This is a genomic window from Streptomyces sp. WM6378, assembly GCF_001279695.1.
In the GTDB taxonomy this organism is placed as follows: Bacteria; Actinomycetota; Actinomycetes; order Streptomycetales; family Streptomycetaceae; genus Streptomyces.
This window is the reverse complement of the sequence record NZ_LGDD01000030.1, coordinates 1-16,167: the sequence shown is the minus strand read 5'-3', so window position 1 is coordinate 16,167 and position 16,167 is coordinate 1. Positions and strand designations below refer to the sequence as shown.

Sequence of the window (16,167 nt, the reverse complement as noted above, 5' to 3'; positions counted from 1 at the left end):
AACTACGCAAACCGGCCCTGCCGTGAGCCCTCCAGTCCCGCCTCCAGCGTTCGACTGAGCGGACACTCACCCGCAGATCCTTCGCGATGACCGTGTTCTCCTCACCCCGCTCAAAGCCCTCGGCCGCCAGCATCCGTTTCTCCTCACCCCGCTCAAAGCCCTCGGCCGCCAGCATCCGTATCCGTTCACGGGCGGCCTGTTCATGGGCCCTGAGCCCACCCCCTTGCGCATACCGCATACCACCGGCATAGCGCGGAACGCCGCCGACGTCACGCCGACAACCCATCGGAAAGGTCAGTAGCCGGAGGGGGGTGCTGTCGCTGGCGACGTGCAGCGCGCGGTGGTGTGGGATCTGAGTGCGGGTCAGTCGAGGAAGGCGGGGGAGGCGTACGTGGCGAGTACGACGACCGGCCCGCGTCCGGCCCCCATCCGGCCCGCAAGGCGAGCTGGATCGGGTTCGTGGTCGATCACCCCCGACGAGCGCCGAGGACACGTCTGCGCTGGCGGTGTCGAGCACCGCGTCATACGCCTGCTCGGGCAGGTCGGCCGTGAGGTCCGCCGTCATCCCGGCGCCCAACTCCCGTACCAGATCGGCGTGTTCCGGCCAGGACACCGCGCGAGGGCACCTCGGCCAGCGAGCGGTAGGGTGCCGCCCAGCTCATCCACCAGGACAGCTGGTTGGGTCGTGGTGGAGGCGATGGGGCCCGTGCGATCCGGCCGCGGGGCCGGGGTGCCGACACGCTGGGCATTCCGCACGTCCTCGGTGAGCGGACGGACGCTCTGTTCGCTGGTCCGCCGATCCTCGGGTGCGGGCCGTTCAGCGGTTCGGGCGTGGTTCGGGACGGGACGCGGCGGCGAGGTGGCGAGAGCCAGGTGTGGACGGTGGGATCGTGCGGCCCTTGTCGGCCGTCAGTTCCGTCAGCGCGAAGCAGCCGACGCACAGGGTGAGCAGTCCGGCGATCAGGTCGGCGGTGTTGCCGACGCCCAGCAGGGCCGACGTGGCCGGCGAACGCCCCACGTCCATCCAGCCGCTGGACCCGAATACGACACCCGCTCCCGTCCAGGCCATCGCCAGCGGCACGCGCACCCGCACCCGTGCCCACCGGCGGAACACCAGCGCGTGCAGGCCGGCCGCCCCGGCCAGCGCCGCCAGACCGTGCACCAGGTCGCCGGTACGGCCTATTGCGTTCCGGCGGGCGATCCACTGCGCGTTCATGCCCACGTCCGAGCCCAGCCCCCACGCAAGGTGCAGCATCCCCGAGGAGATGAGGAACCCCAGGGCAATTCCGGTGAGCACCCGCTGCATGCCCTGGGTGCCGGCCGGATCGGTAAGGTCCCGCACGCGGGTGCGCAGCAGTCCGCCCCAGCGCTCGTCGGCGTACAGCGCGAATGCCGCCAGCAAGACCAGTCCTTCGGCGCCGAGCCCGCCGTAGACGACGCCGAACACCCAGGGGCGGAGCATGTCGTTGGACGTGGCCGGGTTCTGCGCGCCGGTCGTCGCGATGATGCCCTGGCTCACGGGCACTGTGACCGTCAGCGCGACGAGCATGCCCGTCGCCACCCACATGGGGAAGAGGACCAGCCATGCCCGCACGTGCCGCCCGCCGGGCCGGGTCAGAACGTGGGCGATCAGCGCCGCGATGGCGTCCATTCCGAAGGTCACCGCGTTGGCCGCGATCCACTGCCCCCGCGACAGACTGCCGAGGTCCTTCACCCCGACGTCGGCACCGGCGATCCAGAGCAACTTCAGTGTCAGATACGGCAGGCACGCGACGACGGCGAACCGGGCGAGAAGCCGGCGCCTGCGGGCTCGGCGTTCAAGGTGATCACGCATGAACACAACTCTGTTGCGCTGGGCGCGGCGGCGCATCATGCCACTGGACCAGGTCCCTCCACCACGCGGCGGAGCAGCACCGGGCCGGCCTCCTTCCCCATGCCACGCCGCGAGCGCGGGCCGGACCGTAGCAGAGAGGGCCGAGGCCCGGCGGTCAACGGCAAGCGCAACCCGACGAACGGCACCTTGGCCAGCCCGACATGCAGCACAACCGGCTGTCGTTGGGCGGTCTGGGAGCTGCTACTGGCTTCCACTCGTCAGGTGCCATCGAGGTGGTGAGGGCCAAGTCGGTTCCGGTGAGTTGCCGTTGAGAACTTCGGGGTGGCACGGGGGCGTTCCCGGTGTCGGGGGCGGGCTCTGCCCCGACACCAGCCCTCGAAGTCCAGGGTTCACCGCCGGTTCCCAATCTGGTCGAGCCGGGGTACGCGGCTGGCTGCACCGAGCCGTGCTCGACAAACGCACCGCCAAGCCGTTGCTCGATTTCTCCCACGTCGTGCTTGACACTGCCCCCGTGATGACTAAAGAAAGGAGGGCCGCCGCGTTGCTGCGGCTGTGGCGCACTCTGGCCGTGCACTTGGTGCTGTTCGGCGCGGGGCGGCCGTCCTGTGGGCTGAGGCAGCCGCACGATGGTTGGGCTACAGACGGCTGTGTGTTCTGCTGCTGGCCTCGTGAGGCGGGGGGGGAGGGGAGGTTCGGCGGAGGCATCGTGCCGCCCGGCCCCCGTGTGTGGGGGGGGAGAGAGGCTGGGCAACACGGGCGCCTGGACCTGAACTCCCAGTTGTGGGAAGGAAGTTGTGGCAGTGCTGCTGGACGCCGATGGCGAGGGACGGTCATCGCCCCGGCTATCCGCCGAAGACTCCGCCGCCGCCCAGCAAGCCGGTAGAGCCGCCACGCCCCGAAGGCGAGAATCCTGGTTCGCTGTTGGTGCGGCCGCGGCTGGCGGCGCGGATTGCGAACCGGAGGGCGGCGAACTGGGTACTGGAGAACGCTCCCACGAAGTATGTCGGTGACATCACGTACTTGAGCGTCGGCGGGGGAGATTCTGCTGTCTCGCGACCGTGATCGACCTGTACTCACGCCGCCTGGGCGATCGCCGACCACATGCGCACAGGGCTCGTCACCGATGCCCTCGCCGCTGCAGTGAGGACCCGCGGCGGCCTCGCCGGAGCGGTTAAGTACACCGCGCCGATCACGGGGCCCAGTCCTTGACGGAGTCGGGGCGCCGTCGTCGTCCCGTGGCGCGGCGCGGCGCTCCATGCCAGACGGCCAGAGCGCCGAGGGCGAGGCCGATCCCGATGGCCACCCAGACAGCTGGGTTCTCCTCCACCCACATGCGCCGGTCGCTCGCCATGCCAATGGAGTCGACGAGGCGGCCGTTGCGCCCGGGGACCAGGCAGGACAGAGCCAGAACGCCACGCATCCGAGGGCTGCCGCGCCGATGCAGCGAACCCACTGCCGCCGTCTCAGCGCGGCTGAGGCCAGTGCCCAGCAGCACAGAATGCCGCTGCCGAAGGCAAAGCCGGCACCCGGCCCGAGTCCGGACACCCAACGCCACAGAGGATCTCCCACGACGACCGAGGCGGCGCCACCAAGGACGATGATCCAGGCCAGCTTCACGGCATGACGTTCGGACATTCCGGCTATGAAAGACATCCCGACCAGACTACGGCACTGGGGTGGGCGGTTCCCCGGTTGCGGGGATCCGGCGGCCGTGCCGACTGTGGACCCGCCAGGTGACGGCCCAAGGGCTCGGACACACCAACTCGCTGACGGTGCGGCGTATGTCAACCACAGCAGGCACCGCCCTCTCGCTGAACCGGCTGAGCACCGACCCGGGCGCCTTCGTCATTAGAGCCTGCTTCGCCATCGGCAAATCCTGCATGACCAGCAGCCGCGGACCGGGGTCTGGGCCGTCGTAGCCGTAGGCGTAGCCGTACACGCGGCCGCGCAGAAGTTGTTCGTCGTCGCCGTTCGTCTCTCCAACCATCCTTCAGCGCTGGCTCGCACAGTCGCGTCGGACGTGATGCATCTGGAGCAGATGCGGGCCCGGTTCGCTCGGCCGTTGTGGGAAGTGCAGCCCGCCGTCAGGAGAAGCCCCCGGGTGATGGCTGGTGGACATCAGTCACCGGAGGCCTCGTGGTGGTCGCCCCAGCAGCGACGGGGGTGGCAGCGCCGGGCGACGATCAGGGGAGGCCGTGAAGGCCGTGCCGAATGGTCGGCATGGTGTGCGTCGGCTGGGGAACGTACTGCACCGAATCGCGCCCCTGGCGGGAGTGCGGTGCACCGCTGCGACCCACCGATGCGGTGCGTTCGTGGGTGAGAGGGGCTTCAATTCACTACTTGTCCGGCGTGGCCGGCTGCTTCCGTTTCCGCCTGCGCCTGGCGCGTGCCTGCCTTCTCGGACCGAAGGTTCTCACTACGGCGGGGGAGTTGCCTGTCGGCCGCCCAGACGATGAGTGCGCAGGCCGCGAATCCGGCCCCGAGGAGGCTGGAGCCCGCCCAGCCATGGGCGCTGAAGACAGCGGTGGTTGTGGCTGCGCCGAGGGCGGAGCCGAGGGAGTAGAAGACCATGTAGCTGCCGATGACGCTGCTGATGCGATTCGGATGCGTGGCGGTGAGCAGGTGCTGGTTGCTCACATGCACGGCCTGGACCGCGAAGTCGAGAAGCACGATCCCGAGGACGAGGAGCCACAGTGACCACGGCAGCTGGGAGATTGCCGCCCACGAGAGGATGAGCAGGGTGAGCGCGAGACCGGTGACTGGGGCCGCCCGTCCTGCATCCGCCCACCGTCCCGCGCGTGCCGCGCCGAGTGCGCCGGCGAGTCCGACGATGCCGAACAGTCCGATCTGGGTTTCGCTCAGGTGCCAGGGCGTGCCCGCAAGCGGCAGGGACACTCCGCTCCACAGGGTTCCGAACGAGGCGAACAGGAAGAACGCGATGAGCCCGCGCGTCAGGAAGAGGCGCTGCCCGAACAGTCGGCTGAGTGAGGTGACGGCCTGCCTGTACCCCGCCATCGCCTCGTCGGAGCGCCCCTCCGACGGCAGTACGGCGAGGACGAGGGCCGCGAGCCCGAGTGACAGCACCGCGAGCACGGCATAGACGCTTCGCCAGCCCCACACGTCGGCGAGCGCGCCGGTGACGACCCGTGCGCCCAGGATGCCGACCACTACGCCCGAGGTCACGACACCGATGTTCCGTCCGCGTTCGGCGGGCAGCGAGACCGACGCGGCGTAGGCCACCGTGATCTGCACCACGACCGCGAACACCCCCGCCGCCGCGAGCCCCACGAACGCCACCCAGGCGGCTGACGCCGAGGCCGTCAGGATCAGGCCCACGGCGGCGCTCGCCAGGTGCACGGCGATGAGCCGGCGCTTGTCGGCCACCACATCACCGAGCGGCACCAGCAGCACCAGCCCTGTCAGATAGCCGAACTGGCTGGTCGAGACGATCCACCCAGCGATTTCTGGCGGCAGCCCGAGATCGTGCCCCATCGGTTGAAGAACCGGCTGTGCTGAATAGATGGTCGCCACAGCGACACCACACACCACCGCGAGCAGTAACCGCCGCCACACGTCCATCACGTTCCCCAATCGGTAGCAAATTGCAACTGATTTGACCGTACGGCATGATGGTTTTGATTCGCAACTCATTGGGAGGTGTCATGTCGCGCACGACCCCGCGCGCCCCGAACCCCGACTGGACCGACCCCGAGTGCCCTGTCGCCCGCACGCTCGACCTCGTCGGCGACAGGTGGAGCCTTCTCGTCATCCGCGACGCGATGGACGGGACGCAATCGTTCACCGAATTCCAGCGACGTACCGGCATCGCCCGCAACATCCTCACCGACCGCCTGCGCAAGCTCATCGCTCACGGGCTCCTCGCCCAGCGCACCGCACCATCGGGCCGCCGCCAGGAATACGTGCTCACCGACGCTGGCCGCGACCTTTTCCCCGTCGTCCTCGCCCTGCGGCAGTGGGGAGAACGTCATGCCTTCGCGGCCGGTGAGACCCACTCCGTCCTCGTCGACGAGCACGGCACCCCCGTGCCAGAAATCGCGCCGACCGGCGCCGACGGCACCCTCCTCGGCACCGACACCACCCACGTGCAGAAGACCGGATAGAAGGCAGCCGCTCGGCGCCTCAGCCGGTCCAGCATCTTCCGGTCTGGGGCCAGAGCCCCGAGCGGAGCCACAGCGATCGTCATGGTCGGTTCTCGCGGGTCAGTTCGGCGTGCAGCAGGTCCAGGCCCATCGGCCCTAGGCCCAGAGCCGGCCGCCTTCGTCCTTGGACGGGATGTACCCCAGGACCGGACCGGACGACGGCGGCTGGCCCGCGCCCTTATTGCTGCCGTGGTCGACTCGCGGTGACGTGGCACCGCCTGCCCTGCCCTGCCCGCGCTAAGCGTCGGCCAGACACATGGACGGCCGCCGGACGCGAGCCTTCCGTTTGCCTACGGGCCTGCGGCGAGAGCGCGCGCGAGAGGGGGGGGCTTCCGCCGGCTGTGTGAATCGCCGCCAGGGCTGCCGGGGTGCGGCGGTTGGGGTTTGCCGGGCGGCCTGGGGGAGTGGGGTGGGGCCAGGGCTGGTAGACGACGCCGAAGGCCCACACCGGGACCGTTCAGAGTGCGCGCTCTCCACCTCGCGTTACCGCCAGGTGGAGTAGTCGTTGGAGGGGCGTGACCAGACAGAGTGATATCGCGACAACCGGTTCGGTCCTGGTGGTCGCGGGGCGGCTCGGGCGTTTGGGCAGGTTGAGCCTGGTGGTGTGGGCGGTTGTGGCCGTAGCAGCGCTGATCCTCATTCCTGTTGGTTTCGGTCATCTGCGCGGTAGCGGCCTGCCGGTGCCGGAGGACGGCTCCTCGCAGCGGGCTGCCCGTCTCATCGCGGACCGTATGCCGCAGTTGGGGGACCAGCAGGTCGTACTCGCCTTCTCCTCCCGACAGTTACGGCGCGAGGACGGTGTGTATCAGGGCGCCATGGGGGCGGCGGCACGGGCGGTCACCGGTGTGCGGGGAGCCGGCCGGGTGCTGGCCGTGCCCGAGGGTCCCGTGCAGGATCCGCACCACGCCTACCTGCTGGTGGGGCTGAACGGCGCCCCCGCCGCACGGCTCGATCGTCTTCCCGTGCTGCGTGAGGCGGTCCACCGGGCCGTGGCCGGGGCGGCTCGGGGCCGGGTCACGGTCGCGGTGACCGGTCAGACACCGCTGACGGAGGAGTTTGTGGCCGCGGACGTGGGGGACTTGCGGGCGGTCGAGGCCGTCACGGTGCCTGCGGCGCTGGTGCTGCTGGTGTTCGGTCTCGGCTCGGCGGGGTCGGCCGTACTGGTCCTGCTGGCGGCCGGTCTCGGCGTCGTGGTGAGCACGGGGGCGGTGGCCGGGCTGAGCCTGGTGACGCCCGTGGACACCCTGACGCTGGTCGTGGCCACGACCGTGGGTTTCGGGCTGGGTCTTGACTACTCCCTGCTGATGCTCATCCGCTACCGGCAGGCCAGAGCCGAGGGCCTGGTCCCGCACGCCGCTGCCGGCCGGGCGACGGCGACCGCGGGCGGGCGGTGCTGTGGTGCGCCGCAGCGGTCCTGGTCACCGGTGCCGCTCTGCTCACCGTCTCGGTGGGACTTCTGCGTACCGTGGCGGTGGCGGCCGCGGTGACCACCGGGGTCACCGCGGCGTTGGCGACGACACTGCTGCCGGTACTGCTGCCCCGGCTCGATGGGTTCTTGTCCGCCGGCCGCGTACGACGGCCGGGGGATGCTCGTACGAGCTGGGAGCGGTGGGCCCGTCACCTGATGTGCCACCCGTGGCCGTACCTGGGCGGCGCCATGGCAGTGCTCGTTCTGATGGCGGTGCCGGTGGTCGGCCTGCGTCTGGGCGTGGACCTGGACCGTGCCTCGCTGGCCCACAGCGAAGTGGGCGTGGGACTGGCCCAGATGGAGCGGGACGGCCTGGCGAACGTCACCTTGCTGGCCCTTCCCCACGCCGCCGGTCAGGGCCCGGTCGACACGACGGACCTGACCGAGGCGCTGGCCGGCGATCCGCGGGTCGTGACGCCCATGGCGCTGGACAACGGCCGTGACCTCACGGTGGTCGCCGTGGTCGACCGCATCCCGGCCGACCGCCCTGCGGCCGGTGCGCTGCTGAACGACCTGCGCCGGCGCGCGGGCCGTACTCTTCCCGGCGGGCAGGAGGTCCTGTGCGCCGGTCAGGCGGCTGACCTCGCCGACCTGCAACAGGCGATGCGCGCCGCCCTGTGGCAGGTGGCCGTGCTCGTCCTGGCGGGGACCTTCGTGCTCATGCTCGTCGTCTTCCGCAGTCTTGTGCTGCTGGTGAAGGCGATCGCGATGAACCTGCTGTCCACCGGGGCGGCTTTCGGGCTGCTGAGCTGGTTCACCGGGCACACGGCCAACGTCGTCGTTCCCCTGATGGCCGTGACGCTCGTCTTCGGCCTGTCCTTGGACTACGAAGTCTTCCTGGTCCACCGGATCACCGAGCACTACCGTGCCGGAACCGCCTGCCGTGAGGCGGTGGCACGCGGTCTGAGCGGCACGGCCCAGCCCATCACGCTCGCCGCCGCCACCATGTCCGTTGTCTTCGCCGGCCTGCTCGCCACCGGTCGCCAGGAACTGCGCCAGGTGGGCTTCCTCGTGGCCGTCGCCGTCCTGCTGGACGCCACCGTCATCCGCCTCGTCGTCGTCCCCGCGCTCATGCAGTTGCTCGGCCACCGCAACTGGTGGCTGCCCGCCCCGCTGGCCCGCCTACTGCCACCCGTGCCCACCCCGGCCCCTTCCTCCGCCCCACGAGTCCCGCGACCCAGCAGGACGGAGAAGGACCCTGCCCCGACTGTCCTGTCACACCGTGAGGAGACACGTTCAGTTCATGAACAGCATCCTGTCGGCATCGCGCACATCACGGACCTGGACGGCCAAGGTCGCCTCCCTGCTCACCGCGGCTGCCCTGACCGCACCGGCGACCGCGTCCGCCACGCCGAACACGACCACCGTCACGGCGAACAGCTCCCGCCTCGCCCTGTCCTGCAAGGCCGCGACCCGCACGGGCCACCCGATCAGCTTCAGCCCGGCGCTCACCCTGCGGCAGCACCCCACCCGAATCACGGCGACCCTCCACCTGACCGGATGCTCCGGCGCCAACCAGCAGTTGCGCAGCGCCACTTTCACGATCCAGGGCACCGCGCAAGCCGACTGCAGCGGCGCCTCCGGCGTCCACGGCTCAGGGAGCATCACCTGGTACGACGCCAACGGGCACCGGACCGGAACCTCCACCGTGCGCCCCACCCGACGTTCCGCCACCGGCTACAACCCCGGCAACGCCCTGCTTGAGGGGACCGTGACCTCAGGTCCGCTGAACAGAAGTCGCATCACGGGAAGCGCCACACCGACCAGCGATGTCAGCGGCTGCGCCGTCACAGGGCTGCGCACCCTGTCCGCCGCGGGAACGCTGAAGTTCCAGCGGTGACTCCGGCCACCCAACACAGTCCCGCACCCCGCCCCTCCTGGGAGCTCATGTGATCCCTCAGGTGAGCATCAACTTGCGCCGTCCGCAAGAGACTTGCGGCATCTGCATGCAGCCCATGCCTGGGCTGGTCCGGCCGCTACGGGGTGCGGGCTGTGGGTGTGGAAAGGAGAGGCCGTGCGGCGGTGACGGGCAGCAGCGTCGATCCGCTGTGGAGATCTGCTCAGGTGTGCGCACTGGCCGCCGAGGGTTCGCGAACTCGGCGCAGCCGTCGGCGTGCCCGCTGAATCAACCGGATCGCGGGGCAGTGCGCAGATCACCGCGAGGCTGCGGCCGGCCGAATAGTCGTTTGACCAGGCCTTTATCTGTCGCTTACCTTCCTTCCCTTGGCTTGCTCCATCCGGGACAAGTTCGACCATCTGTCCCGTGGGGGGATCAGCCATGCATTACTACACCGACGTGCTCAAGAAGTACGCGACGTTCAAGGGGCGGGCCACCCGTGCCGAGTTCTGGATGTTCGCGCTGATCGACACCATTGTCAGCGTCGCCCTCTACTTCGCCGGACCTGCGCTGGGCCTGGGCGCGGTGCCCGTGATCGTCTACACGGTCGCGACGGCCCTCCCGAACCTGGCCGTGACCGCCCGCCGGCTCCACGACACCGGCCGGTCCGGCTGGAATGTCCTGTGGGGCATCATCCCCATTGGCTCGATCGCGGTGCTGATCATGTGCGCCAACGAGAGCTCAACGGACGAGTCCTACGGGCCGTACCCCGGCACTGCGGACCCGCTGCCCGCGATCTGACGGACCTAGGGCATACGTGGGCCCCGGCGGTGCCACAACAGGCGCCACCGGGGCCCGTCGCGTATCGCCGGTTGTTGGCGCCCGGCTCTTGGAGCGATGCGAAACGGCACCCATGGGCGGTCAGTTGGCGCCGAGTGAACAGGTAGTGGGGGCCGTCGATCTCGTCGTTGTCCTTGGCCATGAGCCGATCTCCGATGTACAGCCGGCTCTTGTCGTACAGCAGGTCGTCGCCGCGGACAGTGAAGGGATCCCAGGACGGAGTTGAGGAGCTTGTCGTCGCTGGGCAGCTCCATGAGAACGGTCTGCTTCATGGAGGCGCCGTCGATGCGGACCACCGCGCCGTGCCCGTACACGAGGGGTGTGCGCAGGGCGATGACGTTGTTGCCGTCCATACGGATGGCGAAGAGCCTTCCTCTGTCGCCCGCGAGGGGACCCAGGCAGGTTCCCACCTCATTCTTGCAGTCGATGGCGTACTTCTCGTCGGGGATCGTGATGTGGGCCAGTTCCTTGCCGGTCTTCTCGTCGATGGAGTAGATGTCGGAGACCTTGGCGCCGGAGCCCTCACCGGGAGAGCCACCGACGACCAGGGGCTTGGAAGACAGCACGTGCACGTCCCTGAACGCCGAGGACACCTTGTACGTGGACAGCGGCTGTCCGGTCGCAGGGGCCAGCGTCTGGACCGAGAGGGAGGGCCGTGCATAGGTGGCGTGCGGTCACGCCGTGGACCGCCATACCAACAGCGCCGCGAACGTTATGAAAATGCGGCCCGCCGCCAGATTTCGGCCGTCGCCTCCGGCAGGGGCGAGGCTCAATACGCGCGTGGAGCTGCGGTAAGTCCTGCCGCCCATGGGGAGTTGGGCATGCGGCGTTGAAACGTGAAGACACCGGATGAGGCTGGTGCCACCCCAGGGGAGCGATCCCCTGGCGTCTTTGCACCACCGCGCACAGGACGGCCCACCTTGGACTTCAACATGGACAACCTCCACGGGTACGGCCTACCCGTGCACAGGACAGCCCGTGACAAGGGCACGATGAACCAATGCCGTGCCGGTTCGGCGGCTGATCCCGGTCGGAGGACCTGGGGAGTCTGGTGGCTGGTGTCGGGCATGCAGGGTCCCGGGACTGTGGCTGTGGCCGTGTCCCGGGACCCTATGTGTCTCTATGTTCCTTGGCCACCTGTGTGCTGTGGGTGGTGTGGGGAACAGTGGGGGTGGGTCAGTGCCAGTTGCCCACGCCGCTGTCCTGGTTGAAGTTGAAGTCGTTGTCGTGGCAGCCCTGGCCGCACTCGTCGCTGGGGCTGCTGGCAGTGGCGGTGTGGGTGGGGGCGGCTGCTGTTGCGGCGGTGGCGGGGAGGCCGAGGAGGCAGGCGGCTCCAAGGATGATGGCGGCAGTACGGCGCATGGGAAGGTTCTCCTTTTGTGTCGAGTCAGTTGGGGTTGGCTCGGTGGCTGGCCCGGGCCGGCCCTTGGGTGTCCGTGCGGACGGGCGTGCGCCGGTAGGGCGCCAGGCGACGGCAGCCGTGAACCTGTTGTTCATGGTTAGCCTCTCCCTGGACCTCCTGCTGTGACAGCGGAGAGCGGCTGAACGAGTGAAGAGCAAGATTCCTCCCCGGAGCCTGCCGGGAAGCGAACGCCGCCTATGCGGGGGCCCCTATGGGTTCGGTCAAGCTGGCGTGGCTCACCATGTCGGCAAGAGTGACCAGGGTGGGGATCCGGTTTTGATGTGGCGGGTGGGCGGTCCGGCTCGGTTGGCGGGGTTTGTGATTCCGGCGGTTGTCGTGGTGAAGGCGGTGGTCTGCTGGGTCGGGTGGTTGCTGGCTCCGGGTGCGGCGACGGGGCGGTCGGCCGGTCTGTGGTCGGCGCTGGCCGCCGGCTTCGCGGTCTTCTTCTGGTGGCCGCTTCTTCGGGTCCGGTTGGAGGTCGGGCCCGATGGGATCGTGGCCGTTAACCCGTGGGGGACCCAGCGGTTGAGGCTGGATGAGCTTGCCTCGTTGCGGCTGGGGGCCTGGGGGGAGTTCCATCACTTTGACGGCTTCAAGACCACGGCCTATGCGTTGAGCGAGATGGCTGCGGGAACGTCGCAGGACCGGCGCCAGGAAGAAGGCCTGTTCGAGCTGTTTGTTGCCGCGGCGGTAGGGCTGTTCACCGCGGATCGAGGAGCCCGAACTCCTGGTCGCGGAGGCCAGGCCTGCGTAGGAGGCCAGGTGCCCGGCGGTAGGGAAGGTGCTGCCGTCGCCGACGTCGATGAGGGTGCGGGCTCTGGTCCTGACCCGGACTCCGGGCATCGAGATCAGGACCTTCGAAGAGGGCGGGCCTCCAGGAGTTCCTCGATCCTCGTGACGAGGAGCTTGCGTTGGTCAAGGACAGTTCAACTGGGCGGGAGATCCGAAGCGTTCGAGCATCAGCAGCACGGCCGGGTGCTGGACGCGCGGACGCAGGACACTCTCCAGCGACGGGTGGATCTGGGTCAGCGGACCGCGGAGCCGGTTGGAGGTGCGGGTGGCCTCGCCGACCAGGTCGTCGTCGAAGCCCACGATCATCTCCAGCTCGGCGATGGTCTCGTCTTCGATGTCGATGGCGCGCAGGTGTGCGGCATCGCGCGGGCGGCGTCCGCGATGATGGAGCGTCCCGGGCATCGGTCTTTGCTTCGCCCGGGTAGAGGTCGGCTATCCGACGCATCGTCAGGCCGGGCAGATAGGCGACCTTGCAGCCCGCATCCCGGGCCACGGGCAGTGGCAGGGCGCCAATCGAAGCCGGCTGGTCCACCATGACGAGTACGGTGCCGTGCTTGGCCTGCAGCTTGGTGAAGACCTCGCGGAGTTTCGGCTCGGTGTTGGTGAGCCGTTTGTCGAAGGCCTGCTTCCCGGCCGGGGTCAGTGCGGTGGAGTGGTGTTCGCCCTTGCCGACGTCCAGGCCGAGATAGACGTCGACGTCACTGGTGTCGATTACGTGCACTCTCCGGTCGTACCCACAGGCCACACCCGCGGCACCAACTGCCGGCATCCACATGATGAAGAGCCTCCCTCACTCCCGCGGGAGTCGGTGGTCATGCCCCTGATTTGTTGAATCGACCTCAGACGCTCGGTCTGTAGCCGTAGCGCCCAGGGCGCCGGTCGGCCACGGGCCCGCATAGCTCCTCGCCGCCCTGCGGGGCTGGCTCATGATTAGCGTGCCGCCGCCGGCCGGCACCCGCGCGATGTGGCTCCGCGACGGCAGCCGCGGCGAGGAGTACTACCGGCGCAAGATCACCGAAGGAAAGACGCCCGCCGAGGCTCGCCACGCCCTCAAGCGACGCCTCTCGAACGTTGTCTACCGAACCATGAAACGAGACCAGCAACGGCAACCTGCAGCAGCCGCTTGACACACAGAGGCGCTAATCAGCGGTCTGCCCGTGCATCCCGGACCGGTTCCCCTCAGATCATGGTCAACAGGGGCAGCAGTCATGCCGGGCCCGGAGGCCGCGAGCCCCATTGCGGGGCCACCGAAAAGGTAATGGGGGAGCGGCGATGCCCGCGCGGGCTTTCGTCCCCTCTCCCGCTCGGGCAGTTCCCCACGCGGGTGCTCCCTGCTCGTCCCGCGTGCGCCTGGAAAGAGTGCGCTCCCGCTCCCTGGGGAGGTTTGCGGGAGCGCACGGCTCACTGCCGGTGAAGTGCGGTGTCCTGCCCGGGGGCCTGCCGGTGCTCCCGTCTCACCCGTCCTGTCTGGGGGCCCGCTTGGGCGGGACGCCCTGCGGGGGCACCCTGTGGCAGTGGGCGTGCAGTTCGGGGCCGGATCCGCCGTCGGTCGGCGGGAGCGGCCTGCATGTCCGTGGACAGGCGTGGGCTCGGATCTGCTGTCGGCAGCGGGTCGGCGGTGCGGGTGTCCGGCAGCACGGAGGCCCCGGGGCCATGCCGTTTCCCGGGGCCTCCGTGCCGTTCCACTTCCTTGACCTGCCGGTTCAACGACTGGCCGCGGCTGCGGTCACCCTGACGGCCTACGCCCAGTCGATGCCGAGGTCGGCGAGTTGCTGTTCGTTGAGTTTGTCGCGGCGGGTTTTCTGGTTGGTGAGCCACACTCCGAGGCGTACGTGGTGGTCCTGGCCGTCGATGGTGATGTGTTCGCTGTGCTGGCGCGGAATGACGGTCCGCTGCTCACGCCGGCCTCCTGCAAGGAGCTGGAATGCCTACCACCGTCGACCATTTCACCACCGCACGCGAAGCTGCCCTGGCAACCGCGCGCGGGCTGGCCCGCACGATCGCCGACACCCTCACCGCCCTGTACCCGGGCGCCAACTACCTCGTCCTGTCCTGGGACGAGGACGACGACGTCGTGGTCCAGAGCATCCGGGCCCCGGGGCGACGGCTGCGTGCGGCTGGAGTCGGGGCGCCCGTCGCGCCGTAGTACATGGCCCCGGAACTGTGATGGTCCCGGGACCATATGTGTTCCTGTTTTTCCGATACCGGCCGAACGATCAGGCGATCAGGAAAAACGTGGGTGTGAGTCAGTGCCAGACCCAGCCGGAGACCTGGCTGTCCATGTTGAAGTTGAAGACGCTCTCACAGGGCCCGACACCGCAGGAGTCGACGGGGGCACTGGCGGTGGTGCTCGTGCCGGGAGCGCTGGGTGCTGCTGTCGCGGTAGTGGCAGCGAGACCGAGGAGACAGGCGGTGCCGAGTATGACGGCTGCGGTACGGCGCATGGGAGGGTTCTCCTTGAGTCGGTTGGAGGTTGGCGCAGCGGCTGACCCCGACCGCCACACGGCCGGGACAGGGCGCCGGAGGCGACCGGCAGCCGTGAGCCCGTTGTTCATGGTCAGCCTCACTCCGTGCCTTCCGACGTGACACCGGGAGGCGGCCGAATGGGTGAACATCAAGATCCCCGTTTCGAACGCACAGAAGCAGGGTCTGCAGGCAGAATCCGATGAAATATGGAATATGGACTGTGGAGTATGGAATTAAGTGCATGGAATTAGGTTTCTGGACCAGCGTCGAGAGTGAATACTCCGAGATCGTGTGCAGGGTTATCCGCCGAAGGCCAGGAGCGGGTCGACCGCAGGGCGCGCGCAGGAAGGCCGCACCTGATGGGCAACTCCGCACTGGGGCGCACCAAAGTCGAGTTCGCCGATCCGGTCAGCGCCTACCTGTGATGGCGTGTTCCTCTCAGAGGGGCAAGGGCCTTCTGGGGCCCGCCCCGTGGAGTGGACACCCTGACAATGGATCTTGAGGATCCAAGTGGGTGCTCTGCAGGGTTTCGCCGAGTTTCAGGCCGGGTTGGTGTGACCGGGCCGCGCGCCGCGCCGTGTTTGAGTGCTCAGCGAGGCGTCTGCCCCCCTGTCAACGGACATTGAGATGCCCAGGTGGGTAGCCGTGGGGGGGCTGGTGCACGATCGGGTGTTATCTGAACTGGCTTGCTCTGTGGGGCGGGTGGGAAGGATGTCGCTGTGCCCAAGCCTTGTCCGGAAGAGTTCCGCGAGGACGTCGTGCGGGTCGCGAGGAACCGCGGCCCGGGCGTGACCGTCGAGCAGGTGGCCGCCGACTTCGGAGTGCACGCGATGACGCTGTGGAAATGGATGCGCCGCGCGGACATCGCCGCGCGGGCATCGACGACGTGACGAAGCCCGGAACGACCGGCCAGGACAACGCGGAGCTACGGGAAGCACGCAGGCGGATCAAACTGCTGGAGCAGGAGAACGAGGTTCTGCGCCGGGCCGCGGCCTGCCTGTCGCAGGCGCATCTGCCGGGAAAAGGATCTACCCGCTCGTGAAAGAGCTGGCCACGGGCGGAATTCCAGTCACGGTCACGTGCAGGGTCCTGAAGCTTGCCCGCCAGCTCTACTACCGCTGGCTGGAGCGGCCGGTGACCGGTGCCGAGTTCGAGCAGGCCACACGTGCGGACGCGTTGTCCGACGCTCACCGCGAGGATCCGGAGTTCGGCTACCGATTCCTGGCCGACGAAGCCCGCAGCGCGGGATCCGGCATGGCTGACAGGACCGCGTGGCGGATCTGCCGGGACAACAACTGGTGGAGCGTGTTCGGCAAGAAGCGCGGCAGTATCAAGAAGGCCGGCCCGCCGGTGCACGACGGCCTCGTC

At 68.8% G+C, this 16,167-nt stretch carries 14 protein-coding genes and 3 pseudogenes; 10 read left to right on the top strand and 7 right to left on the bottom strand.

All coding sequences use genetic code 11. The features are described from left to right. Both ADK54_RS48705 and ADK54_RS05375 read right to left on the bottom strand, forming a co-directional pair. On the bottom strand, nucleotides 1–238 hold a 238-nt coding region (locus ADK54_RS48705), incomplete at its 3' end, for a helix-turn-helix domain-containing protein (protein WP_420717262.1). Nucleotides 239–817: 579 nt separating this feature from the next. Next, nucleotides 818–1,834, bottom strand: a complete 1,017-nt coding sequence (locus ADK54_RS05375; protein ID WP_159047634.1) for a hypothetical protein — start codon at nucleotides 1,832–1,834, stop codon at nucleotides 818–820. 993 nt (nucleotides 1,835–2,827) lie between these two features. Between ADK54_RS05375 and ADK54_RS47255 the strand changes: the two are divergent. Beyond that, a pseudogene (locus ADK54_RS47255) lies at nucleotides 2,828–3,007 on the top strand (DDE-type integrase/transposase/recombinase); the annotation flags it as partial. Between the two features lie 16 nt (nucleotides 3,008–3,023). On the opposite strand, the gene ADK54_RS45690 reads toward ADK54_RS47255, so the two are convergent. Continuing rightward, nucleotides 3,024–3,254, bottom strand: a complete 231-nt coding sequence (locus ADK54_RS45690) for a hypothetical protein (protein WP_159047633.1) — start codon at nucleotides 3,252–3,254, stop codon at nucleotides 3,024–3,026. Nucleotides 3,255–4,162: 908 nt separating this feature from the next. After that, nucleotides 4,163–5,413, bottom strand: coding sequence for an MFS transporter (locus ADK54_RS05365; protein ID WP_053724354.1), 1,251 nt, complete (start codon nucleotides 5,411–5,413; stop codon nucleotides 4,163–4,165). An 83-nt stretch (nucleotides 5,414–5,496) separates the two neighbouring features. On the opposite strand from ADK54_RS05365, the gene ADK54_RS05360 reads away from it, so the two are divergent. The 4 genes from ADK54_RS05360 (at nucleotide 5,497) to ADK54_RS05345 (ending at nucleotide 10,100) form a co-directional block, all read left to right on the top strand. Further along, a complete protein-coding gene (locus ADK54_RS05360) occupies nucleotides 5,497–5,955 on the top strand; it encodes a winged helix-turn-helix transcriptional regulator (protein ID WP_053724353.1) in 459 nt (152 codons plus the stop codon). A gap of 554 nt (nucleotides 5,956–6,509) precedes the next feature. After that, nucleotides 6,510–7,481 (top strand): MMPL family transporter, encoded by a 972-nt coding sequence (locus ADK54_RS05355; RefSeq protein ID WP_053724352.1) that lies wholly within the window; start codon nucleotides 6,510–6,512, stop codon nucleotides 7,479–7,481. Then, on the top strand, nucleotides 7,385–9,166 hold the full coding sequence (locus ADK54_RS05350) for an MMPL family transporter (protein ID WP_234391932.1): 1,782 nt from the start codon (nucleotides 7,385–7,387) through the stop codon (nucleotides 9,164–9,166). The genes ADK54_RS05355 and ADK54_RS05350 overlap by 97 nt, the downstream gene beginning before the upstream one ends. Before the next feature lie 574 nt (nucleotides 9,167–9,740). Next, complete coding sequence (locus ADK54_RS05345) at nucleotides 9,741–10,100, top strand: DUF805 domain-containing protein (protein WP_053724350.1); 360 nt, start codon at nucleotides 9,741–9,743, stop codon at nucleotides 10,098–10,100. A 1,215-nt stretch (nucleotides 10,101–11,315) separates the two neighbouring features. Here the strand turns inward: ADK54_RS05345 and ADK54_RS05335 are convergent. Continuing rightward, nucleotides 11,316–11,501: a hypothetical protein gene (locus tag ADK54_RS05335; RefSeq protein WP_053724348.1), complete on the bottom strand. Its 186-nt coding sequence runs from the start codon at nucleotides 11,499–11,501 to the stop codon at nucleotides 11,316–11,318. 688 nt (nucleotides 11,502–12,189) lie between these two features. Further along, a pseudogene (locus ADK54_RS42925) lies at nucleotides 12,190–13,102 on the bottom strand (IS110 family transposase); the annotation flags it as partial. A 157-nt stretch (nucleotides 13,103–13,259) separates the two neighbouring features. Here ADK54_RS42925 and ADK54_RS47245 point away from each other — a divergent pair. After that, nucleotides 13,260–13,460 (top strand): hypothetical protein, encoded by a 201-nt coding sequence (locus tag ADK54_RS47245; RefSeq protein ID WP_234391931.1) that lies wholly within the window; start codon nucleotides 13,260–13,262, stop codon nucleotides 13,458–13,460. Between the two features lie 797 nt (nucleotides 13,461–14,257). Then, nucleotides 14,258–14,479: a hypothetical protein gene (locus ADK54_RS05325; protein ID WP_053724347.1), complete on the top strand. Its 222-nt coding sequence runs from the start codon at nucleotides 14,258–14,260 to the stop codon at nucleotides 14,477–14,479. A 100-nt stretch (nucleotides 14,480–14,579) separates the two neighbouring features. Here ADK54_RS05325 and ADK54_RS05320 read toward each other — a convergent pair whose 3' ends face one another. Then, nucleotides 14,580–14,777 carry a hypothetical protein gene (locus ADK54_RS05320; protein ID WP_053724346.1) on the bottom strand — a complete coding sequence of 66 codons (198 nt, stop codon included), beginning with the start codon at nucleotides 14,775–14,777 and terminating at the stop codon, nucleotides 14,580–14,582. 741 nt (nucleotides 14,778–15,518) lie between these two features. Between ADK54_RS05320 and ADK54_RS46640 the strand changes: the two genes are divergently transcribed. From ADK54_RS46640 to ADK54_RS45680, 3 genes and pseudogenes are all read left to right on the top strand, one after another. Further along, nucleotides 15,519–15,689, top strand: coding sequence for a transposase (locus tag ADK54_RS46640; protein WP_199826873.1), 171 nt, complete (start codon nucleotides 15,519–15,521; stop codon nucleotides 15,687–15,689). After that, nucleotides 15,644–15,841 (top strand): hypothetical protein, encoded by a 198-nt coding sequence (locus ADK54_RS45685; RefSeq protein WP_199826872.1) that lies wholly within the window; start codon nucleotides 15,644–15,646, stop codon nucleotides 15,839–15,841. The genes ADK54_RS46640 and ADK54_RS45685 overlap by 46 nt, the downstream gene beginning before the upstream one ends. After that, nucleotides 15,838–16,167: pseudogene (locus ADK54_RS45680) on the top strand (IS3 family transposase); the annotation flags it as partial. The gene ADK54_RS45685 and the pseudogene ADK54_RS45680, both read left to right, overlap by 4 nt.

Excerpts from the sequence above, each read along its gene's own strand:
- ADK54_RS05375 (WP_159047634.1), bottom strand. The coding sequence starts at position 1,834 with ATGCGTGATCACCTTGAACGCCGAGCCCGCAGGCGCCGGCTTCTCGCC.
- ADK54_RS45690 (WP_159047633.1), bottom strand. The coding sequence starts at position 3,254 with ATGCGTGGCGTTCTGGCTCTGTCCTGCCTGGTCCCCGGGCGCAACGGC.
- ADK54_RS05365 (WP_053724354.1), bottom strand. The coding sequence starts at position 5,413 with ATGGACGTGTGGCGGCGGTTACTGCTCGCGGTGGTGTGTGGTGTCGCT.
- ADK54_RS05360 (WP_053724353.1), top strand. The coding sequence starts at position 5,497 with ATGTCGCGCACGACCCCGCGCGCCCCGAACCCCGACTGGACCGACCCC.
- ADK54_RS05345 (WP_053724350.1), top strand. The coding sequence starts at position 9,741 with ATGCATTACTACACCGACGTGCTCAAGAAGTACGCGACGTTCAAGGGG.
- ADK54_RS05335 (WP_053724348.1), bottom strand. The coding sequence starts at position 11,501 with ATGCGCCGTACTGCCGCCATCATCCTTGGAGCCGCCTGCCTCCTCGGC.
- ADK54_RS47245 (WP_234391931.1), top strand. The coding sequence starts at position 13,260 with ATGATTAGCGTGCCGCCGCCGGCCGGCACCCGCGCGATGTGGCTCCGC.
- ADK54_RS05325 (WP_053724347.1), top strand. The coding sequence starts at position 14,258 with ATGCCTACCACCGTCGACCATTTCACCACCGCACGCGAAGCTGCCCTG.
- ADK54_RS05320 (WP_053724346.1), bottom strand. The coding sequence starts at position 14,777 with ATGCGCCGTACCGCAGCCGTCATACTCGGCACCGCCTGTCTCCTCGGT.
- ADK54_RS45685 (WP_199826872.1), top strand. The coding sequence starts at position 15,644 with ATGGATGCGCCGCGCGGACATCGCCGCGCGGGCATCGACGACGTGACG.